This window comes from Mesorhizobium loti, from assembly GCF_003148495.1.
Taxonomy (GTDB): domain Bacteria; phylum Pseudomonadota; class Alphaproteobacteria; order Rhizobiales; family Rhizobiaceae; genus Mesorhizobium; species Mesorhizobium loti.
Window position 1 is genome coordinate 616,408 of the sequence record NZ_QGGH01000002.1, and the last position, 22,210, is coordinate 638,617.

The window sequence follows — 22,210 nt, forward strand, 5'->3', positions numbered from 1 at the left end:
CTCAGTAAGGGCTCGCCACGTCGCCCGTCTCGACATAGATCGACTTCAGCTGTGAATAGAGCGCCAGCGCCGCCAGAGAATTCTCACGACCGATGCCTGACTGCTTGAAGCCGCCGAACGGGATCTCCACCGGCGTCAGATTGTAGGCGTTGATCCAGCAGGTACCGGCCTGCAGCTCGGCGATGACGCGGTGGGCGCGCGGCAGGTCGCGCGTGAAGACGCCGGCGGCGAGACCGAATTCGGTGTCGTTGGCGCGGTCGATCACCTCGTCCTCGCCGTCGAATTTCAACACGCTCATCACTGGCCCGAAAATTTCTTCACGGGCGATGCGCATGCCATCGGTGACGCCGGTGAACACCGTCGGCTCGACGAAGAACCCGCCCTGAAAACCCTGCAACGTAGGCACATTGCCGCCACAGGCGAGGACGGCGCCATCTTGCTTGCCGATGTCGATATAGCCGACCACCTTGTCGTGCTGCGCCTTGGAGACCAGCGGGCCCATCTGGGTTTCGGGATCGAGCGGATCGCCGATGCGGATTTTTTTGGTCCGCGCTATCAGACGGTCGACAAAGCGGTCGTGGATGCCGCTCTGCACGAAGACGCGCGTGCCGTTAGAGCAGATCTGGCCGGTCGAATAGAAATTGCCGAGCATGGCGCCGCCGATGGCGTTCTCGATGTCGGCATCGTCGAAGACGATCAGCGGCGACTTGCCACCGAGCTCCATCGTCGCGTGCTTCATTTTCGAGCCGGCGAGCGACAGCACCTTGCGGCCGGTCGGGACGGAGCCAGTCATCGAGACCTTGGCGACGACATCGTGGCCGACAAGCCCGGCGCCGACATCGCCATAGCCCTGCACCACATTGAACAGCCCATCGGGCAGGCCGGCCTCGCTGTAGATCTCGGCCAGCGCCAGTGCTGACAGCGGTGTGTTTTCCGACGGCTTGAACACCATGGCGTTGCCCATGGCGAGCGCGGGTGCTGATTTCCAGCCGGCGATCTGGATCGGATAGTTCCAGGCACCGATGCCGACACAGACGCCGAGCGCTTCGCGCCTTGTGTAGGCGAAGGGCCCGCCGAGATCGACCGACTCGCCATTGTAGGCGGCAACCGCACCGCCGAAATATTCAAGGCAATCCGCCGCCGACGGGGCGTCCGCCACCAGCGTTTCCTGGATCGCCTTGCCGGTGTCCAGCGTCTCGATGCGGGCGAGGTCGGCATTGCGGGCGCGCAATATGTCGGCGGCGCGGCGCAGGATGCGCCCACGCTCTACCGGCTTCAGCCGCGCCCAGGCGGGCTGCGCAGCGCGTGCTGCCTCGACGGCGAGTTCCAGTACGTTCGGCGTCGCCGAGCGCAACATGGCGATGGTCTCACCGGTTGCCGGATAGATGACAGGCAGCGGCGCGCCGCCGTCGTCCTCGATGTAGCGTCCATTGACATAGTGCGATGCCGTGGGCTGGGCGCGCATGGGAGGTCTCCAAATCGTCTTCGCTTTTGGCGGAACGTTCGCCGGATCATGCTCTATCTGTCCGACGCCTGCCAGCGCGGATTGATCCATGGTTCCTGGTTGGACGGCGCCAGCGGCGTGCGGCCAAGGATATGGTCGGATGCCTTCTCGCCGGTCATGATCGATGGCGCGTTGAGATTGCCGTTGGTGACGCGCGGGAAGATCGAGGAATCCGCTACCCGCAAGCCTTCGACGCCGATGACCCGGCATTCCGGATCGACGACGCTCATCATGTCGTCGGCGCGGCCCATCTTGCAGGTGCCGCAAGGATGGTAAGCGCTCTCGGCGTGGTCGCGAATGAAGATATCGAGGTCGTCGTCCGACTGCACCTGGCTGCCCGGCGAGATTTCCTTGCCCCGATAGGGATCGAACGCCGACTGGCCGAAGATCTCGCGCGTCAGCCGGATGCAGTGGCGGAACTCCGTCCAGTCGTCTGGATGCGACATGTAGTTGAAGCGGATCACCGGCTGCGATTTCGGGTCCGGCGAGCGCAGCGTCACCGAGCCGCGTGACTTCGATCGCATCGGCCCGACATGCGCCTGGAAGCCATGCGACTTGGCCGCCGCCTTGCCGTCATAGCGGACTGCGGCGGGGATGAAATGGTACTGGATGTCGGGGTAGTCGACACCTGCACGTGAGCGCACGAAGGCCGCCGCTTCGAAATGGTTGGTGGCGCCGAGGCCGGTCTTGAAGAACAGCCACTGCGCGCCGATGAGTGCTTTCGAGAACGGGTTCAGCACTGAATTGAGCGTGATCGGCAGTAGTGATTCCTGCTGGATGTAGAGCTCCATATGGTCCTGCAAATTGCGCCCGACGCCGGGTCGGTCGGCCACCACCGTAATGCCGTTTTCGCGCAAATGCTCGGCCGGGCCGATGCCGGACAGCATCAGGATCTTGGGTGAATTGATCGACGATGCGGCGACGATCACCTCACGTCGCGCCTTAACGACCTGAATCTGTTTGTGAGCTTCGATCTCGACGCCGACGGCGCGTTGATTCTCGATGATCACCCGCCGCGCAAAGCCCTTGACCAGACTCACGTTTTTGCGCTTCAGCGCCGGCTTCAGATAGGCTGATGCCGCCGACCAGCGGCGGCCGCCGCTTATGGTCTGCTCCATCGGCCCAAATCCTTCCTGCTTGGAACCGTTGTAGTCGTCGGTCAGTTCGAACCCGGCCTGCCTGCCGGCCTCGACAAAGGCGCCGTAGAGCGGATTGCGCCGCGAGCCGCGTTGTACATGCAACGGACCACTTTTGCCCCGCCAGCCATCCTCGCCACCGTCGGAGTCTTCCATGCGCTTGAAATAGGGGAGCACGTCGGCGAAGCCCCAACCAGCCGCACCCTCTTCGGCCCAATGGTCGAAGTCGCGGGCGTGGCCGCGCACATAGACCATGCCGTTGATCGAGGACGAGCCGCCGATGACCTTGCCGCGCGGCGTCGCCAGCACGCGCCCGCCGAGATGCGGTTCCGGCTCGCTGGCAAAGCCCCAGTCGTAAAGGCTCATGTTGAGCGGGATCGACAGCGCCGACGGCATCTGGATCAGCGGCCCGATATCGCTGCCGCCGAATTCGATGACGATGACCGAATGCTTGCCGTCCTCAGACAGCCGATAGGCCATGGCCGAGCCGGCCGAGCCGGAGCCGATGATGACGAAATCCGCTTCAAGCATGGTTCATATGCGCCATGAAATCGGCGAGCGAGACATTGCCGCCGGTAGCCACAACAAGGACGGTCTTGCCCTTCACATCCACCTTGCCGCCGAGGAGTGCTGCCAGCGACGCCGCCCCCGATGGTTCGAGCACCAGCTTCATGCGCTCGAAGGCGATCCGCATGGCGCTGCGCACCGATTGATCATCGACGGTGATGCCGCGAACGCCGGCGGTCTTGACCGCGGCAAACGGCGCGTCGCCCGGCCGGCGCGACATCAGCCCGTCGCAGATCGACTTCGGCCCGATCGGCATCGTCTCGATAGCGCCATGCGCCAGCGACGAGCCCATACCGTTGAAACCTTCCGGCTCGACGCCGATGATCTCTGTCGCGGGCGACAGATAGTGGAAGGCGAGCGAGACGCCACCGATCAGCCCACCGCCACCGACCGAGCAGAACAAGAGGTCGGCGCTGGCACCCTTGGCCTCAAGCTGGTCGAGCGCTTCGAGGCCGGCGCCGGCCTGGCCGGCGACGATCTCCGGATCGTCGAAAGGATGCAGCAGCGCCAGCCCCTCTGTCTCGGCGATCTCGCGTGCCTTGGCGGCGGCGACTTCTTCACGCGCCCGCTCGCCATGGTCGGTCAGCACGACGCGGGCGCCATAACCCGCCGTTGCGTCGCGCTTGGCGGCCGGTGCATCGATCGGCATGACGATGGTGACGGGAATGCCGAGCGCCTGGCCGGCGGCCGCCAGCCCTTGCGCGAAATTGCCGGAGGAATAGGCGACGACGCCTTTCTTCGCCTCGTCGGGCGAAAGCTGCTTCAGCCGCCAATAGGCGCCGCGCACCTTGAACGAGCCGGCCCATTGCAGCGATTCCGGCTTGATGAAGACGCGGGTCGCCCCCGTCTCCCTGGCCAGTGCTGTCGATTCCAGCAGCGGCGTGATCTGCGTCGCCCTGGATGTGACGGCATAGGCCTGCTTGAGATGGTCGAGGGAGGGGACGAGAAGGTCTGACATCATTCGCCTCGCGGATACCTTTTGCTCTCTTCGAGATTGTCGAGGTTCATGTGATTGCGCATGTAACGCTCGGACGCTTTTTGCAGGGGCTGGAAATCCCAGGGGTAGTAGGCGCCGTTGCGCAGCGCCGGATAGACGACCCAGCGGCGCGCCTGGCTTTCGCGCACGGCGGCGTCGAAGCCGGCCATGTCCCAGCGCGCCTGGACCTTGTCCATGAATGCCGCCACCAGGCCCGCATTGGCGGGATCGTCGGCCAGATTGTCCCGCTCGAGCGGATCGGCTTCGAGATCGAACAGTTGCGGCGGATCGAGCTCGCAATGGACGAATTTGTATCTGCCGTCGCGGATCGCCACCAAAGGCGCGTTGGAGCCTTCGGCGGCATACTCCATCAGCACCGGCGCCGTGCGCTCGATGCCCTCGGTGAGCGGCAGCAGCGACTGGCCGTCGGTCCACGGCGCGATCGCGGCGATGTCGATGCCGGCGAGGTCGCAAAGCGTCGGCGCCACATCGAGATTGGAGACCGGCGTCTCGATCAGCCCGGCGCGAACGCCTTTGCCGGCAATCATCAGCGGCACCCGCGCCGAACCCTCGAAGAAGCTCATCTTGAACCACAGGCCGCGCTCGCCGAGCATGTCGCCATGGTCCGAGCAGAACAGGATGATTGTGTCGTCGGCCATGCGGGTGCGCTCGAGAACGTCCAGAAGCTCGCCGAGTTTGTCGTCGACATAGGAGATGTTGGCGAAATAGCCGCGCCGCGAACGACGCACCTGCTCTGGCGTGATCTCGAAAGAGGGATAGTCGCTGGCGTGGTAAAGCCGCCGGGAATGCGCATCCTGCTCGTCACGCGCGCTGAACCCGGTTTCCGGGTCCAGCGCCTGGCAATGCTCGTAGAGATCCCAATACTGCTTGCGCGCGACATAGGGATCGTGCGGGTGCGACAGCGAGACGGTCAGGCACCAGGGCCGATGGTTCGCATCGTCCTGTTCGCGCGAAAGCTGATAGAGCTTCTGCGTGGCCAGGAACACGACCTCGTCGTCATACTCCATCTGGTTGGTGATCTCGGCGATGCCGGCGCCGGTCACCGAGCCCAGATTGTGATACCACCAGTCGATACGCTCGCCCGGCTTGCGGTAGTCCGGCGTCCAGCCGAAATCGGCCGGGTAGATGTCAGTGGTCAGCCGCTCCTCGAAACCGTGCAACTGATCCGGCCCGACGAAATGCATCTTGCCCGACAGGCAGGTGTAGTAGCCGGCGGCGCGCAGATGATGGGCGAAGGTCGGGATCGATGAGGCGAATTCGGCGGCATTGTCGTAGACGCCGGTGCGCGACGGCAATTGCCCGCTCATGAACGAGGCACGGCCCGGCGCGCAGAGTGGCGACGCCGTGTAGTTGTTGGCAAAGCGCGCCGAACGCGCGGCCAACGCCTTCAGATGCGGTACGTGCAGAAATTCTGCCGGCCCATCCGGAAACAGGGTCCCGTTGAGCTGATCGACCATGACGATCAAGAAATTGGGTCGCTTCGTTGTCACTGTTTGCGCCGCTCGCCGAGTTTGGTTTCGAGATAGTCCTCGACCAGCGCGATCGCGGTCGCGGCATCAGGCACGCCGTCCTTCAGCGCCCGCCTGATGTAGAGCCCGTCGATCATCGCCGCGGTCGCTTCGGCGGCGCGGTCGGCTTCGGCTCTGGGGAGGATGCCGGTCAGCCCGCTCATCAGGTTCGAATGCAGTCGCCGTGCATAGACCCTGAGCAGCCGGCGCAAGGCCGGGGACTTCTGTGCCTCGACATAGAAGGCGAGCCAGGCGGCGATGGTTTCCGGCTGGAACTGGATGTCGGAGAAGTTGACGGCAACCACGGCCGAAACACGTTCGCGCGGGGTGGCAGCGGATTGAAGGGCGCGTCGCATGTCGGTGGTCAGTTCGGCCAGGATGTGCCGCATCGTTGCCAGCAGAAGCTCGTCCTTGGCGCCGAAATAGTGATGGGCAAGGGCTGACGACACGCCGGCACGTCCGGCGATCTCGGACATGGTCACGTTGAGCGAACCGCGCTCGCCGATCGCCGAGATCGCCGCGTCGATGAGCGCCTTGCGGCGCAATGGCTCCATTCCGACTTTCGGCATCTCACTACGTCCTTTGAGGCAGGATTATTTTTTATTGACGGGTCAATCAACAAAAAAATTGGCACTGGCTTCGTCTGTACCAAGCGATTGTCTGGTTCCAGCCCTTCACGAAGCGGACAGGATTGTTTACATTTGAACAATAAATGCGACGTGCGCCGTGAGCCCACATGCTAGGCTGGCGCCAAGGATGGAGACCGCCATGACCGCATGTATCGTTGGCTGGGCGCATTCGCGCTTCGGCAAGCTCGAGGGCGAAACGCTCGAAAACCTGATCGTCAAGGTGGCAACGGACGCGCTGGACCATGCCGGCATCGGTCCCGACGAGGTCGACGAGATCGTGCTCGGCCACTTCAACGCCGGCTTTTCGGCGCAGGATTTCACCGCCAGCCTGGTGCTTCAGGCCGACGACCGGCTGCGCTTCAAGCCGGCGACGCGCGTCGAGAACGCTTGTGCCACGGGATCGGCGGCGGTCCGGCAAGGCATCCGCGCCATCGACGCCAATGCCGCCCGCATCGTGCTGGTGGTCGGCGCCGAGCAGATGACGACGACGCCGGGGCCAGAGATCGGCAAGAACCTGCTCAAGGCGTCCTATCTGCCCGAGGATGGCGACACGCCTGCGGGTTTCGCCGGCGTCTTCGGCAAGATCGCGCAGGCCTATTTCCAGCGCTATGGCGACCAGTCGGACGCGCTCGCCATGATCGCCGCCAAGAACCACAAGAATGGCGTCGACAACCCCTATGCGCAGATGCGCAAGGATTTCGGCTACGAGTTCTGCCGCCAGGAGAGCGAGAAGAACCCGTTCGTTGCCGGTCCCCTGAAGCGCACCGATTGCTCGCTGGTCTCCGACGGTGCCGCTGCCCTTATCCTCGCCGACACCGCGACGGCGCTGAGGATGCGGCGTGCCGTTGCCTTCCGCGCCAATGAGCATGTGCAGGATTTCCTGCCGATGTCGAAGCGCGACATCCTGACCTTCGAAGGCTGCGAGCAGGCCTGGACCCGGGCGCTGAAATCGGCCGGCGTGACGCTCGACGATCTCTCCTTCGTCGAAACGCATGACTGCTTCACCATTGCCGAACTGATCGAATATGAGGCGATGGGCCTGGCCAAGCCGGGCGAGGGCGCCAGGCTGGCGCTGGACGGTACAACGGCCAAGGATGGCCGCCTGCCGGTCAATCCGTCCGGCGGGCTGAAGGCCAAGGGCCATCCGATCGGTGCCACGGGTGTGTCGATGCATGTACTGACCGCCATGCAGCTTGTCGGCGAGGCCGGCGGCATCCAGGTGCCAGGCGCAAAGCTTGGCGGCATCTTCAATATGGGCGGTGCGGCGGTCGCCAACTACGTTTCCATATTGGACCGGATCAGGTAGAAGCAGCCCGTATTTTTACGGGGTAGCCATGACAAATCCGGTTCTGATCGAAGTCTTGCGCGGCGCGATCGTCGAGAGTGCGCATCGTGGTGCGGTCGCGGTCTTCGATGCCGATGGCCAGCCGGTCTGGGAGATCGGCGATACCGCCAAGCCGGTGTTCCCGCGCTCGGCGGTCAAGGCGATCCAGGCATTGCCGCTGGTCGAAAGCGGGGCGGCGGATGCCTATGGTTTCGGCAACCGCGAACTGGCGCTTGCCTGTGCGTCCCACTCGGGCGAGCCGGCACATGTCGAACTGGCGCGGTCCATGCTGGCCAAGGCCGGGCTGGAGGGATCAGCACTCGAATGCGGTACGCATTGGCCGTCCAATCATGACGCCGAGATTGCGCTCGCCCGCGCCGGCGGTTCGCCGAATGCATTGCACAACAATTGCTCCGGAAAGCATTCCGGCTTCCTCTGCACCTGCGTCCACGCCGGCATTGCGCACCGCGGCTATGTCAAGCCGGAGCACGGCCTGCAGGAGATGGTGCGCGACGCCATGCAGGCGGTGACGGGCGCTGTCCATGGCGCAGACGAGCGGGCCACCGATGGCTGCTCGATCCCGACCTATGCGGTGCCGCTCAGGAGCTTCGCGCTCGGCTTTGCCCGCATGGCCACGACAAATGGTTTTGGCCCCGAGAGAGCCAAGGCCGCAAAGCGGCTGCTGGCCGCCTGCATGGCCGAGCCCTTCTTCGTTGCCGGCACCGGCCGCGAAGACGTCGCGCTGATGGAGGCCGCACCAGGGCGGATTTTCACGAAAGGCGGCGCAGAAGGCGTCCATTGTGCCGCGATTCCGGAACTTGGCCTCGGCATCGCGCTGAAATGCGATGATGGCGCCGGCCGCGCCGGCGGAGCCATGGTTGCCGCCGTTCTTGCCAAATTGTTGCGCGCCGACGAGGCCCTGGCGTCAAAGCTGAGCGAACTGGCAAGCGCGCCCATCGAAAACCGGAACGGTGCCAAGGTCGGGGGGCTCAGGCCCACCGCGGCCCTCAACTGACGTGATTGTGCTCGACGGTCAGATGCGCATAGCCGGTATCGTTTGACGAGGCGAGATCGCCTGTCGCCGGCTCGGCCCAGCGCTGGCCGACAATAGCGCCGTTCAGGGCGCCGTCGATGACGTTGTCGGATATGACGGCCGTGCCGGCGCCCTCGACGACGGACACGACGATGCCGGTTCCAGCCTTGCGGATGATGTTGCCGGTGGCCACGACATTGCGCAGATACGGCCCCCAGCCGATCTGCATGCCGTAGAGCGGTGCGTTCTCGATGACATTGTTGGAAACGGTCGTGTCGGCTTCGACGCCGATGCCGACGCCAAATCCTGGCGAGTCGGCAGGGTAGGGGCCGCTGGTCGAGAGATTGCGCACGATGTTGCCCGAGCAGACGCCCATGCGGCCGCCTTCGTTGAAATTGACGATCGAGACGCCGTTGGCGGCGCCGTCGACAATGTTGTTGCTGATGATGGCGCCTTCGAACGAGAATTCCGAATAGACCGCCGTTTCACCCGAACGCGAGCAGGTGTTGCCCGATATTTGCAGATTGCTGGCGCTGTTGGCACGGATCGCCGAGAAGGCGCAGTCCGAGACGATGTTGCCCGAAATGACGACATTGCCGGCGCGAAAGGCGTTAATGCCATTGCCGTTCTGTCCCGTTCCGCCGCTGCGCGCCTGGATCCGTTCGACGCGGTTACCGGTGACCATGGTGCCGTCTTCCGCCGCCTGCCAGCGGTGCACGAGGATGCCGCCATTGGCGCAGTCGGAGACGGTGTTGCCTGTGATGGCCAGCCTGCTGGCCTCGACCGAATAGATGCCGGCATCGGCAGCCCCCGATATCTCCGAGCGCTCGACCCGGCCCGAAGCGTGTTCCAGCGCCAGTCCGTTCTTGCCGCTGCCGGTGATCTGGCAATTGTCGACGACGAGGTGCGCGACCCGGCGCAGATCGAGCAATCCTTGCGCATAATCGCCCATCGAGTGGTTTGCGCCGTCGAAGACCAGCCCGCTGAGTTCGATATGGTCGGCCTGTTCGGCCATGAACAGGTGGCCGTCGCCACCATAGACAATCCGCGTTGCGCCCGGCACGCCGGAAAGACGCACGCGGCCGGGCAGCGAGAGGTTAGAGACGACATAGGTGCCGGGCGGCAGGAACACGGGCATGTCGCGGTCGTTGGCGTCGCGCAGCAATTTGGCGAAGGCCTTGCTCTGATCGTCGAAGGTGCCGGGCTGCACACCGAGTTCCGTGGCATTGATCGAGCCGCGCATCGAGGCTTTCTCGATGCCGGTCAGGCTCGCTGCCGCCGCCTTGCCGAACGAGAGGCCCATGATGGCAAAGCCGGCGGTTCCGGTCAGCAGCGTTCGTCTGTTCAACATCGGCACAGGGTCCTGGCGTTCAATCTTGGCGTCGCAGGAATCGTGCCAGACGGTCTGCCTCCTCTCAAGACCGGAGACAATGGCTTGTCGAGCAGCCTTTCCGCGCCTAAGTTCACGGAATGAGCAGAGCTTTTACCCGCGAGGAAGACAGCGAAAACGCCATCGCGGGTGTCGGTGAGCGACCGGTCAGCCAGCACCGCAATCTGGTGACGGAGCACGGTCTGGCGCAGATCGAGGAAAATCTCGCCGATCTGCGCGATCTCCTGGCGAAGGCCGAGCGGAAAGCAGACCGCGAGCGCATCGCGGTGGTGTCGCGCGACCTGCGCTATTGGACCGCCCGACGCGAAAGCGCCGAGCTCTCCGTACCGGAGCCGGGCAGCGACCTGGTACGCTTCGGCATGGGCGTCACGCTCGAGGGCGATGACGGCAGGAAGGTGCACTGGAAAATCGTCGGCGAGGACGAGGCTGATCCGACCAAGGGTAGCATTTCGCATGTTTCGCCGATGGCCGTGGCCCTGTTCGGCAAGAAGGTCGGCGACTTGGCCAGCGTCAACGGCAAGGAATGGGAAATCGTCAAGCTCTCCGAGAGCTAATCCTCGAGCTTGACGACATGGTCGCGGAAGAAGGCTGCGGCTCCAGTTTCATCGATCTCGCCAGCGGCAACCATCAAGACCAGTTGAATCACGTCCTGCTGGTCGGCCTCGACGCTTAGTCCGTTGAAATAAAGAAACAGATCGGCCGCGGCAAAGGCAGTACGCTTGTTGCCGTCAACGAAGGGGTAGTTCTTGGCGATGCCGAACAGATATGCCGCCGCCAGTTCGCACAAATCCGGATCGCCATAGATCTCTCGCTGCTGTGGACGGGAGAGCGCCGACTCCAGCATGCCCTCATCTCGTATACCTACCGCCCCGCCGTGCAGGCGCAACTGCTCGGCGTGAAGCGACTCCACGAACTCCCGCGAATGATGTTCGGTCATTTCGCGAGCGCGCGGTAGGCAACCTCGTACTTTTTCATCCGCTCGCGTGCGATCTTCATCTTGCGCTCGAACTCCTCGGCGCTGTCTTCGGTGCGACGCAAACGAAGCTCTTCGCCTTCCTGAACGATGACGATGCTGTCGCCTGCCTTCATGTTCAAACGGTCGAGCAGCTCCTTCGGTAGGATCACGCCCTCGGAATTGCCGATCTTGCGTATGGTCGTGTTCATGACGGATATCCTGTTGCAACGTCGATTATAACTCGACCAACGAGAAGTTGCAACAGATATTATAACAGGCCTAAGCCAGCAGCCGGTCCAACAAACGATCCGCTGCCTCTGGAATGACCGTGCCCGGCGGAAAGATCTCCGCCGCCCCCGCCTGCAGCACGGCGTCATAGTCCTGCGGCGGGATGACGCCACCGGCGACGATCAGCATATCGCCTCGGCCGAGCTTCTTCAGCGCGTCGCGCAGTTCGGGGATCAGCGTCAGATGTCCCGCCGCCAGTGACGAGGCGCCGACGATATGGACGTCCTGTGCGACGGCGAGCCTGGCGATCTCATCGGGTGTCTGGAACATCGCTCCAACAGTGACGTCGAAGCCGAGATCGGCGAAGGCCGTGGCGATGACCTTCTGGCCACGGTCGTGGCCGTCCTGTCCCATCTTGGCAACGAGAATGCGCGGCCTGCCGCCGGATTTCTTCTCGAAGGCTTCAAGTTTGCCCTGCAGTCCGTCGACCACGGCATTGTCGCCGAGGGCCTTGCGATAGACGCCGGAAATGGTCTGCACCGTGGCGACATGGCGGCCAAAGGCTTTCTCCAGCGCCATCGAAATCTCGCCGACCGTGGCATTGGCGCGCGCGGCGCGGATGGCGAACTCCAGCAGGTTTTCTTTGCCTTGCGCGGCACGGGTCAGCGCATCGAGCGCGCTTTCGACGGCGGCGACATCGCGCGTGCCTTTCAGCCTTTGCAGCTTCGACAATTGCCGGGCCCTGACCTCGGCATTGTCGATCTTCAGCACGTCGACCTCGATGTCGGTCTCGGGACGATGCGCGTTGACGCCGACCAGCATCTGCTCGCCGGAATCGATGCGCGCCTGCGTGCGCGCGGCGGCTTCCTCGATGCGCAGCTTGGGAATGCCTTGCTCGGTCGCGGCGGCCATGCCGCCGAGCGCCTCGATCTCCTCGATGTGGGCAAGCGCTCGCGCTGCCAGGTCGTGCGTCAGCCGTTCGAGATAGGCCGAACCGCCCCACGGGTCGATGACACGCGTCGTGCCGGATTCCATTTGCAGGATGAGCTGGGTGTTGCGGGCGATGCGTGCCGAATGGTCGGTCGGCAGCGCCATCGCCTCGTCGAAGGAATTGGTGTGCAGCGACTGCGTGTGACCCTGCGTCGCCGCCATCGCCTCGATCATGGTGCGGACGATGTTGTTATAGGGATCCTGCGCCGTCAGCGACCAGCCCGAAGTCTGGCAGTGGGTGCGCAGCGACAGCGAACGCTCGTCCTTCGGTGAAAAATTCTTCTGCATCAGGGTCGCCCACAGCAGGCGCGCGGCCCGCAGCTTGGCGACCTCCATGAAGAAGTTCATGCCGATCGCCCAGAAGAAGGACAGGCGCGGTGCAAAGCGGTCGATGTCGAGGCCCGCCGCAACGCCTGCGCGGGCATATTCGATGCCGTCGGCGATCGTATAGGCGAGCTCGAGGTCGGCCGTCGCGCCGGCCTCCTGCATGTGATAGCCGGAGATCGATATCGAATTGAATTTCGGCATGTTCTTCGACGTGTAGGAGAAGATGTCCGACACGATCCGCATCGAGGGCTTCGGCGGATAGATGTAGGTGTTGCGGACCATGAACTCCTTCAGAATGTCGTTCTGGATGGTGCCGGCAAGATCCTTCTGCGCAACGCCCTGTTCTTCCGCCGCGACGATGTAGAGCGCCATGATCGGCAGCACCGCGCCGTTCATCGTCATCGACACCGTCATCTCGCCGAGCGGAATGCCGTCGAAGAGCTGGCGCATGTCGAGAATGGAATCGATGGCGACGCCCGCCATGCCGACATCGCCGGCGACGCGCGGATGGTCGCTGTCATAGCCGCGATGCGTGGCAAGATCGAAGGCGACCGACAGTCCCTTCTGGCCGGCGGCGAGGTTGCGCCGGTAGAAAGCGTTGGATTCTTCGGCCGTCGAGAAGCCGGCATATTGCCGGATGGTCCAGGGCTGCTGGACATACATGGTCGGGTAGGGGCCGCGCACGAAGGGCGGCAGGCCTGGGTAGGTGTCGAGATGCGGCAATCCCTTGAGGTCGCTTTGATTGTAAAGATGCTTGGCGATAAGGCCTTCCGGTGTCGTCCGCTGGCCTTTGACCTCGACGGGTGCGCGGCGTGGCGGGACCCAGCCGATCTGACCGAAATCCGGGATCAAGAGGCGGCTCCGATCGATTGGTCGATGCGGGCCGGAAACAGCGGCTCGCAGACGGCAACGCCTTCGGTGAAGGCGGGCCGTCGCTCCGCTACCAGCGTCTCGACCGGCTGTTCGTTTTTCAGGGGATAGAGCGTGGTGCCGATGATGGCCCGCTCGCCTGCCCGGTAGGCTGCATTGCGCTGCGCTGCCGCGGAGTGAACGCGCTTCTGGATATGTCCGTCCTGAAGGCTGGACAGGACGCCGCCCTCGGCCTCGATTGTCTGCAATTCCGCCCAGGCCATCTCACAGAGTTCCGCGGTCAGCGCTTCGACCGCGCCGGAACCATAGGCGGGATCGGCGACATGATCGATATGGCTTTCATTGGCCATGATCAGCTGTGCGTTGCGGGCAACGCGACGGGCAAATCCCGCGGGCAAGCCATGCGCGATCGTGTGCGGCAGGATGGAGATGGAATCGGCGCCGCCGGACGCCGCGGCAAAGCAGGCAATGGTGGTGCGCAGGATGTTGGTCTCCGGGTCCATCGCCGTCATCATGCGATACGACGTCTCGGCATGGATGTTGGCGGTGGATGTCGGGATCGAACAGGCCTCCTGCACCCGTGCCCAGAGTCTGCGCAGGGCCCGCACCTTGGCCATCGACAGCAATTGGTCCTGGTCGACGCTGAGCGCAAAGCCGATATGGGGCGCGGCATAGACAAGCGGCTGCCGCGCCGTCTCGAACATTCTGAGATAGGAGACCGCCGAAGCCAGCATGATGCCAAGCTCCTGCGCCTCTGTCGCACCGGCGTTGTGGAACACACGCCCGTCCGCCTCCAGCAGCACGCCTGGAACGCCCATGGAGAAGAAATGCGCCAGCGACTGCGGCATCGAGGCCTGCAGCGCCTCGATCGACATGCGCAGCCGGCCGGTTCCGGCGAAGATGGCCGCCGGATCGATGCCGAACGAGAGGTTGAGCTTTGCCGGGTCCGAACGGCGCTTGCTCAGGAACGCGACCAGCCAGTCGGCCACGGCGCGGCTCCAGGGATGGGCGTCGATGCGAACCTGGATGCGGTTGAGCGGTACGCCGTCCAGCACCGTCTCCAGCGCCTTCGCCGTTCTCGGCAGGCCGTAACCGAACGCGTTCGGTGCCCCTTCGAAGACAAGGGACAATCCCGTAGCGCCTTGTGCTACGTCCTCCAGTGCCTGGGTTCTGGCACGGTCGATGTCCGGATCGTCGATGCGCTGGCTGACGATCCAGGGCAATTTTGGATTTGCGCGCACGATCGGTTCTGCTGCGGTGCTGCGGTCGTAGAGCGGTTCGATGCGGATGTTGTCATCGCTATGCGAGACCAGCTTCTCCTCGAAGGATGCGCCGGCCAGCGCTTTTTCAGCCAAGGCCAGCCATCGTTGGCGCTCGGCGTTCTCGGGTTCATCATCCCTAGTCAAGGCTCCGGCACCCATCCGTCTTCCTCGTTCTACGCGGCCGCACCAGCCGGGAGCAGTTCAGTCTACGGTCCCCGGTCCGATATCGCAATGCAATGCGCATTCAGAGACCGAATTCGATCCATCAGATATAGGTTAGCCTGCGTGGACGAACCATGAACGATTGCCAAACACCGGCAAAATCCGCAAGCTCCAAAAAAGCCGATTTTGAGGCCGATCCCGATTTGAACGATTGGCCCGATTTGAACGACTGGCCCGATTTGAACGACTGGCATTGTCGCTGTGCAACGGCCTCACTATACCTGCGGCAAGGCCACTGGCTTTAGACACATCAGTTTGCGGAGACCGGATATATGGCTGACGACACCAGTATTTTCATCGGCGCCAGCCGCAAGCCTGACGACAGCTATCAGCGTGCCGAGCAACTGTTGCTGCAATACGGGAATCGCCACGGCCTTGTGACTGGCGCCACCGGTACCGGCAAGACTGTCACCTTGCAGATTCTGGCGGAAGGGTTTTCCAATGCCGGCGTGCCGGTGTTCTGCGCCGACATCAAGGGCGACCTGTCCGGCATCGCGATGATGGGCACGGCACAGGATTTTCTCGTCAAGCGGGCCGAACAGGTCAAGCTTGACCCCTACGACTTCCAGGAATTTCCGGTCATCTTCTGGGATCTGTTCGGCGAACAGGGCCATCCGATCCGCACTACGGTCTCGGAAATGGGGCCGTTGTTGTTGTCGCGCCTGATGAACCTGACCGAGGCGCAGGAAGGCATCATGAACATCGCTTTCCGCCTGGCGGACGAGGAAGGCCTGCTGCTGCTCGACATGAAGGATCTGCAGGCGCTGCTGGCCAACATTGCCGAGCGCGCCGACGAGATCGGCTCGCGCTACGGCAATGTGACGAAGCCGTCGGTCGGGGCCATCCAGCGCACGTTGCTCGTCCTGGAGCAGCAGGGCGCGGCAAACTTCTTCGGCGAGCCGGCACTGCGCATCGCCGACATCATGCGCACCACGCGCGACGGACGCGGCGCCATCAGCGTGCTTGCCGCCGACAAGCTGATGATGAATCCGCGGCTGTACGCGACCTTCCTGTTGTGGCTGATGTCGGAACTGTTCGAGGTGCTGCCGGAAGTCGGCGACCCCGACAAGCCGAAGCTGGTGTTCTTCTTCGACGAGGCACATCTTCTGTTCGACGAAGCACCCAAAGTGCTGATCGATCGCGTCGAACAAGTGGTTCGCCTGATCCGCTCGAAAGGCGTCGGCGTCTATTTCGTTACGCAAAACCCTTTGGATATCCCTGAAAAGGTTCTGGCCCAGCTCGGCAATCGCGTACAGCACGCGCTGCGCGCCTATACGCCGCGTGAGCAGCAGGCGGTGAGGACAGCAGCCGAGACGTTCCGGCCAAATCCCGATTTCGACTGCATGACCGCCATTACCCAGCTCGCCACTGGCGAGGCGTTGGTTTCGACGCTGGAGGTCAAGGGTGTTCCGTCCATGGTGCAGCGGACACTGATCCGCCCGCCATCCTCGCGGCTTGGGCCTATCACGGCCGCCGAACGACAAAAGCTGATCCAGGAAAGCCCGGTCGCCGGCCAATACGATCAGGTCATCGATCGCGAATCGGCTTTCGAGATGCTGCAGAAAAAGGCCAAGGACGCGCAGGATGCCGAAGAGCAGGCTCAGCAGGCCGGCAGCGGCGGCTCGCGCTGGACCATTCCGGGTTTCGGCAATGACGATCCGGCGCCGCAATCCGGTGGCAGGCGTGCGCCTGCACCGCGCCCGTCCAACCGCCAGACCGTGGCCGAGGCAGCGATCAAGTCGGTGGTGCGCTCGGTCGGTTCGTCGGTCGGGCGGGCAATCGTGCGCGGGATCCTGGGCAGTCTTTCCCGGGGGCGGTGAGACTTGAGGCAGCGGTGGTGCCGCTGCCTCGTCGGCTCAGAAGATCGAGTTGGTGATCGCCTTTACCGGGCCGAGCAGCACCGAGCCGTCCGGCACGCCGGCGTCGATCGGGATCGCCTGGCGGTTGGCCGTCGCCACCATCGGCTGGCTGACGTCGCTGGTCACGATGACCGGCGTCTTCGAGGGCACGCGGTCATAAAGGTCGATGATGTCCTGATTCATCAGGCGCACGCAGCCTGACGAGACCGACTTTCCGATCGACTTCCATTCCGGCGAGCCGTGCAGGCGGTAGAGCGTGTCGACGTTGCCCTGGAAAAGATAGAGCGCACGCGCACCGAGCGGGTTCTTCAAGCCGCCGGGCATGCCGCCATTGTCGGCGCTGTATGGCTTCAATTCCGGCTGCCGGGCGATCATTTCATCCGGCGGCGTCCACTTCGGCCACTTCTGCTTCCACTGGACCACGGCGTCGCCGGACCATTCGAAGCCAGCGCGGCCGAGACCGACACCGTAACGGATCGCCTGGCCGCCCGGGCGCACCAGATAGAGATGGTGTCCTGTCGTGTCGACGATGATGGTGCCGGGCTTCTGCCCCGTCGGATCGGGAACGATCTGGCGCAGAAACTGCGGATCGATTTTGTCGAACGGTATGGCCGGAAGGTCGAAACCGCCATCGCTGACGGCCGCGTACATCGTCGCATAGTCGGGCAGGGTCGGCTCGACATAGGTTGGCGGCGGCGGCTCGACCGGCCCCGGCCCGGTGGTGGCGCATGCGGAAACCGCGACCGAAGCGGCGCCCAGGGCTGCGGCGTTGAGAAAGCCGCGACGGCTCAGGCGAAAAGTTTCGATTTCGGTTTTGGACATGGTTGCCTTCTTTAGGTCTCAAATCGCAACAAAGCATGAATTCGCCGACCGTTGCGCGGGTGCCTGACAACACCTGGGGCGATAGGCGGTTCCGATTCTGGCCTGAAGGTGGACAAACAAAGGCGAAGCTGTGACTGCGCCGCCACTGTGGCGCCAGGGCCACAGGTCTTAGCTACCCGGCACCAAAGCTTCGAGCGATGGCAGGATCAGGGCCGGCGGGAAGTCCCGGTATTCTTCGGGCTGGTTGGAACGGTTGATCCACACCGTGCGGAAGCCGAATTTGGTGGCGCCTGCAATGTCCCAGCGATTGGAGGACTGGAAGGATACGGCGCCGGGGTAGAGGCGCCAGCCGGTGGCGACCATGTCGTAGACCGCCGGATCGGTCTTGAAGCGCCGCACCGTATCGACCGAATAGATATCGTCCAGAACCTGGTCGAGCGCGGCGGATTTGACCGCTGCCTGCAGCATTTCGGGCGAGCCGTTGGACAGGATCGCCAGTCTCGCTCCCGAAGCCTTGAGCGCCTTGAGCACGGCCGGTACTTCCGGATAGCAATCCAGCCGCCAGTAGGCATCCAGCAATGTCGCCCTGAGGCCGGGGTCGGCCGAAGGAACCTTGCGCAAGGCGAAATCGAGCGCCTGTTCGGTCAGCTGCCAGAAATCGGCATAGGCGCCCATCAGCGTGCGCACCCAGGAATATTCGAGCTGCTTGGCGCGCCAGATCTCGGACAACAATTGGCCGTCCGGCCCGATCCGGTCGGCATGGCGGCGCACGGCGGCATGTACGTCGAACAGCGTGCCATAGGCGTCGAAAACATAGGCGGAGTATTGCATGACAACAGTTTTGAGGGCAGGCGCGACAAGGTGCAAGCTTTGATTGCATCGCGCCCCGGCGCTGGCCTCAACAAAACTCCCTGATGCTGGTTGACGCCGTGCACCAAAGCATCTTCCAATGGCTCTTGACGAGACCAATCAATTGAGACGGGACAACACGATGACACTGGCTGCTGCGGCGCAATCCGCGACATGGACTTTCGTCGATGGTGATTGGCACGAGGGCAATGTCGCCATTCTGGGGCCGCGCAGCCACGCCATGTGGCTCGGCACCAGCGTGTTCGACGGCGGCCGCTGGTTCGAAGGCGTCGCCCCCGACCTCGAGCTCCACGCCGCCAGGGTGAATTCCTCGGCGATTGCGCTCGGCCTCAAGCCGTCGATGACCGCCGACAAGATCGTCGGGCTGACGTGGGATGGGTTGAAGAAGTTCGACGGCAAGACTGCTGTCTACATCAGGCCGATGTACTGGGCCGAGCATGGCGGCTATATGGGCGTGCCGGCCGATCCCGCATCGACCCGCTTCTGCCTTTGCCTCTACGAATCGCCGATGATCCCGCCGACCGGCTTTTCGGTGACCGTATCGCCGTTCCGGCGCCCGACCATCGAAACCATGCCGACCAACGCCAAGGCCGGCTGCCTCTATCCTAACAACGGCCGTGCCATTCTCGAAGCCAAGATGCGCGGCTTCGACAATGCAATGGTGCTCGACATGTTGGGCAACGTCGCCGAGACCGGAACCTCGAACATCTTCCTGGTCAAGGACGGTCATGTCTTTACACCGGCGCCGAACGGCACCTTCCTGTCCGGCATCACCCGCTCGCGCACCATAACGCTGCTTGGCGAGTACGGCTTCAAGACCACGGAAAAAACGCTGTCGGTGCGCGATTTCCTTGAGGCGGACGAAATCTTTTCGACCGGAAACCATTCCAAGGTGGTGCCGATCACCCGTATCGAAGACCGCAACCTGCAACCCGGGCCGGTGGCCAAGAAGGCGCGCGAACTCTATTGGGATTGGGCGCATTCGACTTCCGCCGCTTGAGCGGATAAAAAGGCGATCGACGCTTCGTCCCGGAGTTGTCCCAACCCATTCCAGACCTATCTTAGTCCGGTATCGACACCGGATTTTTCCACGAGGGAGTACCATCCATGGCTTTTGAATTGCCCGCTCTGCCTTACGACTATGAGGCCTTGCAGCCCTACATGTCGAAAGAGACGCTGGAATATCACCACGACAAGCACCACAAGGCGTATGTCGACAACGGCAACAAGCTCGCCGCCGAAGCCGGCATGGGCGACCTGTCGGTCGAAGAAGTGGTCAAGCAGTCGTTCGGCAAGAATGCCGGCCTCTTCAACAATGCCGCCCAGCACTACAACCACATCCATTTCTGGAAGTGGATGAAGAAGGGCGGCGGCGGCAACAAGCTGCCGGGCGCCCTGCAGAAGGCGGTCGACAGCGATCTCGGTGGCTACGACAAGTTCAAGGCCGACTTCATTGCCGCCGGCACGACACAATTCGGCTCCGGCTGGGCCTGGGTTTCAGTCAAGGATGGCAAGCTGGCGATCTCGAAGACGCCGAATGGCGAAAACCCGCTCGTTCATGGCGCGTCGCCAATCCTCGGCGTCGATGTCTGGGAGCACTCCTATTACATCGACTATCGCAACGCCCGGCCGAAATATCTCGAGGCGTTCGTCGACAGCCTGATCAATTGGGATCACGTGCTGGAATTGTACGAAAAGGCGAAGTGATCGATCGTAGAAAGCCCCGGCATTCCCGGGGCTTTTCTTTTTCTGCGTCGAGGTTCCCGTAACAGCAAAAGTCTGGAAAAAATCATCCGGGGGAAGGGAATTTTCCCCCTGTAGCATCCGTTAACGTCCTGTCCCGAAATGCCTTCATCACGGAGCCAATTGAATGAGAAAGCTTGTTATCGCCATCTCTATGCTTGCACTCGCCGCCTCGGCGGCCTTTGCCGATCCGATCCTCGATCGGCAGGCACTGATGAAGGAACGTGGAAAGATCGTTGGCGGCATTTCGAAAGTGGTCAAGGATGAGGAGCCTTTTGATGCCGCTGCCGTGTTGACGCAGCTGCAGGCATTGCAGGCGAATGCCGAGAAATTCGATGCCGATGCGCTGTTCCCGTCAGGCAGCGATACAGGCGACACGACAGCGGCGCCCAAGATTTGGGAAGACATGGCCGGCTTCAAGGCTGTCGAGGACAAATATCTCGCCGACATCAAGGCAGCCACCGCCGCCGCTCCCGCCGATGTCGATACGTTGAAGACGCAGTTTGGCGCGATTGCTTCCAATTGCGGCACCTGCCACCAGACCTATCGAGTGAAAAAGGGCTGATAGCGGGCGATGCCCTGGCTGAAAAAACTCGTCGGCGCCCTCGTCATTCTGGGCGGCGTCGGCGCGGTTGCCGGGTGGGTGTTGTCGGCGCCGGTGAGGCTCGACAGTGAGACCCTGGCCAAGCTCGGCCCTGGCGACCCGGCCAGGGGCAAGCGCATCTTCTATGCCGGCGGCTGCACTTCCTGCCACGCAAAGCCGGGCTCGCAGGGCGATGCGCGGCTTCAACTCGTGGGTGGGCTCGAGCTCAAGACGCCGTTCGGCACCTTCGTCCCGCCCAACATCTCGCAAGATCCCAAGGACGGCATCGGCGCCTGGTCGACCGAAGACCTAGCCAACGCCATGCTGAAGGGCATATCGCCCTCGGGCGAGCATCTCTATCCGGCGTTTCCCTATGCGTCCTACGCGCGCATGAAGCCGGCCGACATTGCCGATCTCTACGCCTTCCTGAAGACGCTGCCGGCGGTCGCCGGCAAGGCCCCGGCCAATTCGCTCCGTTTTCCCTTCAACATTCGTCGCGGCATTGGCCTGTGGAAATTGCTCTACCTCAGCGACCAGCCGGTCGTTCCATTCCCTGATGGCACGCCTGATCCGGTGATGGCCGGCCGCTATCTGGTCGAAGGGCCGGGCCATTGCGGCGAATGCCACACGCCGCGCGACTTTGCAGGTGGTACGAAAAAGAACGCGTGGCTTGCCGGTGCGGTGGCTGCCGAAGGCAGCGGCGTCGTGTCGAACATCACATCGGGCAAGGGCGGTATAGGCGATTGGTCGGAAGCCGACATCGTCAACTACCTCGAAACCGGCTTTACGCCTGCTTTCGATTCCGTCGGCGGCGCCATGGTCGACGTGCAGCGGAACATGGCAGAACTGGCGCCGGAGGACCGTGCGGCCATCGCCGCCTATCTCAAGGCGATACCGCCGCATCCAAACGGCTATCCGCCGCGCAAAAAGCCAGCGAGCTAGTTTTCCGGCGACAGGTGGCGGTCGCCGAGGAAATCGAAGCCGGTTTCAAAGAAATGATTGTAGTCGCAGGTCAGTTCCTCGCCAGGCGCGATATCGCGCAAGGCGTATGTTTCCTCAGGTGAGGAGACGTCGCAATTCGGCTCATCCGCATGGTTCATGAAGCGCGCATCGTCGGCTTCGAAGACGATGTAGTTCGGGTCGCGTCGGTCGGGGTAGGAATAGCGGTCGAGATAGCTCTTCACCGATCCGCTTTCGCTCTCATAAGTTTCCACGTCGATGATCCGATCGAATCTCGGGTCCAGCTTCCAGATCAGCATGCCGCGCGGAATGTGGGCCCTGGCAAACACACCGATGCCCTGGATGGACGATTTGTCGAGATAGACGTCAACGAGCAGCATGGCGAACCCTTGCGAGATGGTAACTGGCAGTCGCGGCTTTGAAAAAGCTGG

Annotated in this window: 21 protein-coding genes; 8 read left to right on the forward strand and 13 right to left on the reverse strand. The window is 63.0% G+C overall.

Going from position 1 to position 22,210, the window contains the following annotated elements:
• Position 1: 1 nt before the first annotated feature.
• From betB to betI, 5 genes are read right to left on the reverse strand one after another with little or no spacing between them, the layout of a single operon-like run.
• Positions 2–1,465: a betaine-aldehyde dehydrogenase gene (gene betB / locus C8D77_RS11430; protein WP_109662461.1), complete on the reverse strand. Its 1,464-nt coding sequence runs from the start codon at positions 1,463–1,465 to the stop codon at positions 2–4.
• 53 nt (positions 1,466–1,518) lie between these two features.
• Positions 1,519–3,171 carry a choline dehydrogenase gene (gene betA, locus C8D77_RS11435; RefSeq protein WP_109662463.1) on the reverse strand — a complete coding sequence of 551 codons (1,653 nt, stop codon included), beginning with the start codon at positions 3,169–3,171 and terminating at the stop codon, positions 1,519–1,521.
• Positions 3,164–4,165 (reverse strand): threonine/serine dehydratase family protein, encoded by a 1,002-nt coding sequence (locus C8D77_RS11440; protein ID WP_109663314.1) that lies wholly within the window; start codon positions 4,163–4,165, stop codon positions 3,164–3,166. Before C8D77_RS11440 ends, betA begins: the two co-directional genes overlap by 8 nt.
• Positions 4,165–5,694, reverse strand: a complete 1,530-nt coding sequence (betC, locus tag C8D77_RS11445; protein ID WP_109662466.1) for a choline-sulfatase — start codon at positions 5,692–5,694, stop codon at positions 4,165–4,167. Before betC ends, C8D77_RS11440 begins: the two co-directional genes overlap by 1 nt.
• The gene (betI, locus tag C8D77_RS11450) at positions 5,691–6,281 is read right to left on the reverse strand and encodes a choline-binding transcriptional repressor BetI (protein ID WP_109662468.1); all 591 of its coding nucleotides are present in this window, start codon (positions 6,279–6,281) and stop codon (positions 5,691–5,693) included. The genes betC and betI overlap by 4 nt, the downstream gene beginning before the upstream one ends.
• Before the next feature lie 199 nt (positions 6,282–6,480).
• Here betI and C8D77_RS11455 point away from each other — a divergent pair, with 199 nt between their 5' ends.
• Both C8D77_RS11455 and C8D77_RS11460 read left to right on the forward strand, forming a co-directional pair.
• Entirely contained in the window at positions 6,481–7,647 is a 1,167-nt protein-coding gene (locus tag C8D77_RS11455) for an acetyl-CoA acetyltransferase (RefSeq protein WP_109663317.1), read from the forward strand.
• Between the two features lie 28 nt (positions 7,648–7,675).
• Entirely contained in the window at positions 7,676–8,680 is a 1,005-nt protein-coding gene (locus C8D77_RS11460; RefSeq protein ID WP_109662471.1) for an asparaginase, read from the forward strand.
• Here the strand turns inward: C8D77_RS11460 and C8D77_RS11465 are convergent.
• On the reverse strand, positions 8,673–10,049 hold the full coding sequence (locus C8D77_RS11465) for a TIGR03808 family TAT-translocated repetitive protein (RefSeq protein WP_109662473.1): 1,377 nt from the start codon (positions 10,047–10,049) through the stop codon (positions 8,673–8,675). The genes C8D77_RS11460 and C8D77_RS11465 overlap by 8 nt on opposite strands.
• A 119-nt stretch (positions 10,050–10,168) precedes the next feature.
• Between C8D77_RS11465 and greA the strand changes: the two genes are divergently transcribed.
• Positions 10,169–10,642 (forward strand): transcription elongation factor GreA, encoded by a 474-nt coding sequence (gene greA, locus C8D77_RS11470; RefSeq protein ID WP_109662476.1) that lies wholly within the window; start codon positions 10,169–10,171, stop codon positions 10,640–10,642.
• Here the strand turns inward: greA and C8D77_RS11475 are convergent.
• The 4 genes from C8D77_RS11475 to C8D77_RS11490 form a co-directional block, all read right to left on the reverse strand.
• Positions 10,639–11,025, reverse strand: a complete 387-nt coding sequence (locus C8D77_RS11475; RefSeq protein ID WP_109662479.1) for a type II toxin-antitoxin system death-on-curing family toxin — start codon at positions 11,023–11,025, stop codon at positions 10,639–10,641. The two genes, greA and C8D77_RS11475, sit on opposite strands and share 4 nt — an antisense overlap.
• Positions 11,022–11,252, reverse strand: a complete 231-nt coding sequence (locus tag C8D77_RS11480) for an AbrB/MazE/SpoVT family DNA-binding domain-containing protein (protein ID WP_023760503.1) — start codon at positions 11,250–11,252, stop codon at positions 11,022–11,024. The genes C8D77_RS11475 and C8D77_RS11480 overlap by 4 nt, the downstream gene beginning before the upstream one ends.
• A gap of 70 nt (positions 11,253–11,322) precedes the next feature.
• A complete protein-coding gene (gene scpA, locus C8D77_RS11485) occupies positions 11,323–13,440 on the reverse strand; it encodes a methylmalonyl-CoA mutase (protein ID WP_109662482.1) in 2,118 nt (705 codons plus the stop codon).
• The gene (locus C8D77_RS11490) at positions 13,437–14,879 is read right to left on the reverse strand and encodes a methylmalonyl-CoA mutase subunit beta (RefSeq protein WP_109662485.1); all 1,443 of its coding nucleotides are present in this window, start codon (positions 14,877–14,879) and stop codon (positions 13,437–13,439) included. The genes scpA and C8D77_RS11490 overlap by 4 nt, the downstream gene beginning before the upstream one ends.
• Positions 14,880–15,214: 335 nt before the next feature.
• Here C8D77_RS11490 and C8D77_RS11495 point away from each other — a divergent pair, with 335 nt between their 5' ends.
• Positions 15,215–16,762, forward strand: a complete 1,548-nt coding sequence (locus tag C8D77_RS11495) for a helicase HerA-like C-terminal domain-containing protein (protein WP_109662487.1) — start codon at positions 15,215–15,217, stop codon at positions 16,760–16,762.
• A gap of 36 nt (positions 16,763–16,798) precedes the next feature.
• Here the strand turns inward: C8D77_RS11495 and C8D77_RS11500 are convergent, their stop codons facing one another.
• Together C8D77_RS11500 and C8D77_RS11505 are read right to left on the reverse strand one after the other, a co-directional pair.
• The gene (locus C8D77_RS11500; RefSeq protein ID WP_109662490.1) at positions 16,799–17,623 is read right to left on the reverse strand and encodes a L,D-transpeptidase; all 825 of its coding nucleotides are present in this window, start codon (positions 17,621–17,623) and stop codon (positions 16,799–16,801) included.
• A gap of 168 nt (positions 17,624–17,791) precedes the next feature.
• Positions 17,792–18,454 (reverse strand): haloacid dehalogenase type II, encoded by a 663-nt coding sequence (locus C8D77_RS11505; RefSeq protein WP_109663320.1) that lies wholly within the window; start codon positions 18,452–18,454, stop codon positions 17,792–17,794.
• A 160-nt stretch (positions 18,455–18,614) separates the two neighbouring features.
• Here C8D77_RS11505 and C8D77_RS11510 point away from each other — a divergent pair, with 160 nt between their 5' ends.
• From C8D77_RS11510 to C8D77_RS11525, 4 genes are all read left to right on the forward strand, one after another.
• Complete coding sequence (locus C8D77_RS11510) at positions 18,615–19,493, forward strand: branched-chain amino acid aminotransferase (RefSeq protein WP_056580708.1); 879 nt, start codon at positions 18,615–18,617, stop codon at positions 19,491–19,493.
• Between the two features lie 107 nt (positions 19,494–19,600).
• The gene (locus C8D77_RS11515) at positions 19,601–20,200 is read left to right on the forward strand and encodes a superoxide dismutase (RefSeq protein WP_027053553.1); all 600 of its coding nucleotides are present in this window, start codon (positions 19,601–19,603) and stop codon (positions 20,198–20,200) included.
• A gap of 163 nt (positions 20,201–20,363) precedes the next feature.
• Positions 20,364–20,801, forward strand: a complete 438-nt coding sequence (locus C8D77_RS11520) for a c-type cytochrome (protein WP_109662493.1) — start codon at positions 20,364–20,366, stop codon at positions 20,799–20,801.
• A 9-nt stretch (positions 20,802–20,810) separates the two neighbouring features.
• Entirely contained in the window at positions 20,811–21,761 is a 951-nt protein-coding gene (locus C8D77_RS11525; protein WP_109662496.1) for a cytochrome c, read from the forward strand.
• On the opposite strand, the gene C8D77_RS11530 is transcribed toward C8D77_RS11525, so the two are convergent.
• Positions 21,758–22,159, reverse strand: coding sequence for an SET domain-containing protein (locus C8D77_RS11530; protein ID WP_109662498.1), 402 nt, complete (start codon positions 22,157–22,159; stop codon positions 21,758–21,760). The genes C8D77_RS11525 and C8D77_RS11530 overlap by 4 nt on opposite strands.
• Positions 22,160–22,210: the final 51 nt, after the last annotated feature.

What these genes read in the sequence shown, in the direction of transcription:
- betB (WP_109662461.1), bottom strand. Translation starts at nt 1,465, where the DNA reads ATGCGCGCCCAGCCCACGGCATCGCACTATGTCAATGGACGCTACATC.
- betA (WP_109662463.1), bottom strand. Translation starts at nt 3,171, where the DNA reads ATGCTTGAAGCGGATTTCGTCATCATCGGCTCCGGCTCGGCCGGCTCG.
- C8D77_RS11440 (WP_109663314.1), bottom strand. Translation starts at nt 4,165, where the DNA reads ATGTCAGACCTTCTCGTCCCCTCCCTCGACCATCTCAAGCAGGCCTAT.
- betI (WP_109662468.1), bottom strand. Translation starts at nt 6,281, where the DNA reads ATGCCGAAAGTCGGAATGGAGCCATTGCGCCGCAAGGCGCTCATCGAC.
- C8D77_RS11455 (WP_109663317.1), top strand. Translation starts at nt 6,481, where the DNA reads ATGACCGCATGTATCGTTGGCTGGGCGCATTCGCGCTTCGGCAAGCTC.
- C8D77_RS11460 (WP_109662471.1), top strand. Translation starts at nt 7,676, where the DNA reads ATGACAAATCCGGTTCTGATCGAAGTCTTGCGCGGCGCGATCGTCGAG.
- C8D77_RS11465 (WP_109662473.1), bottom strand. Translation starts at nt 10,049, where the DNA reads ATGTTGAACAGACGAACGCTGCTGACCGGAACCGCCGGCTTTGCCATC.
- greA (WP_109662476.1), top strand. Translation starts at nt 10,169, where the DNA reads ATGAGCAGAGCTTTTACCCGCGAGGAAGACAGCGAAAACGCCATCGCG.
- C8D77_RS11475 (WP_109662479.1), bottom strand. Translation starts at nt 11,025, where the DNA reads ATGACCGAACATCATTCGCGGGAGTTCGTGGAGTCGCTTCACGCCGAG.
- C8D77_RS11480 (WP_023760503.1), bottom strand. Translation starts at nt 11,252, where the DNA reads ATGAACACGACCATACGCAAGATCGGCAATTCCGAGGGCGTGATCCTA.
- C8D77_RS11490 (WP_109662485.1), bottom strand. Translation starts at nt 14,879, where the DNA reads ATGGGTGCCGGAGCCTTGACTAGGGATGATGAACCCGAGAACGCCGAG.
- C8D77_RS11495 (WP_109662487.1), top strand. Translation starts at nt 15,215, where the DNA reads ATGGCTGACGACACCAGTATTTTCATCGGCGCCAGCCGCAAGCCTGAC.
- C8D77_RS11500 (WP_109662490.1), bottom strand. Translation starts at nt 17,623, where the DNA reads ATGTCCAAAACCGAAATCGAAACTTTTCGCCTGAGCCGTCGCGGCTTT.
- C8D77_RS11505 (WP_109663320.1), bottom strand. Translation starts at nt 18,454, where the DNA reads ATGCAATACTCCGCCTATGTTTTCGACGCCTATGGCACGCTGTTCGAC.
- C8D77_RS11510 (WP_056580708.1), top strand. Translation starts at nt 18,615, where the DNA reads ATGACACTGGCTGCTGCGGCGCAATCCGCGACATGGACTTTCGTCGAT.
- C8D77_RS11515 (WP_027053553.1), top strand. Translation starts at nt 19,601, where the DNA reads ATGGCTTTTGAATTGCCCGCTCTGCCTTACGACTATGAGGCCTTGCAG.
- C8D77_RS11520 (WP_109662493.1), top strand. Translation starts at nt 20,364, where the DNA reads ATGAGAAAGCTTGTTATCGCCATCTCTATGCTTGCACTCGCCGCCTCG.
- C8D77_RS11525 (WP_109662496.1), top strand. Translation starts at nt 20,811, where the DNA reads ATGCCCTGGCTGAAAAAACTCGTCGGCGCCCTCGTCATTCTGGGCGGC.
- C8D77_RS11530 (WP_109662498.1), bottom strand. Translation starts at nt 22,159, where the DNA reads ATGCTGCTCGTTGACGTCTATCTCGACAAATCGTCCATCCAGGGCATC.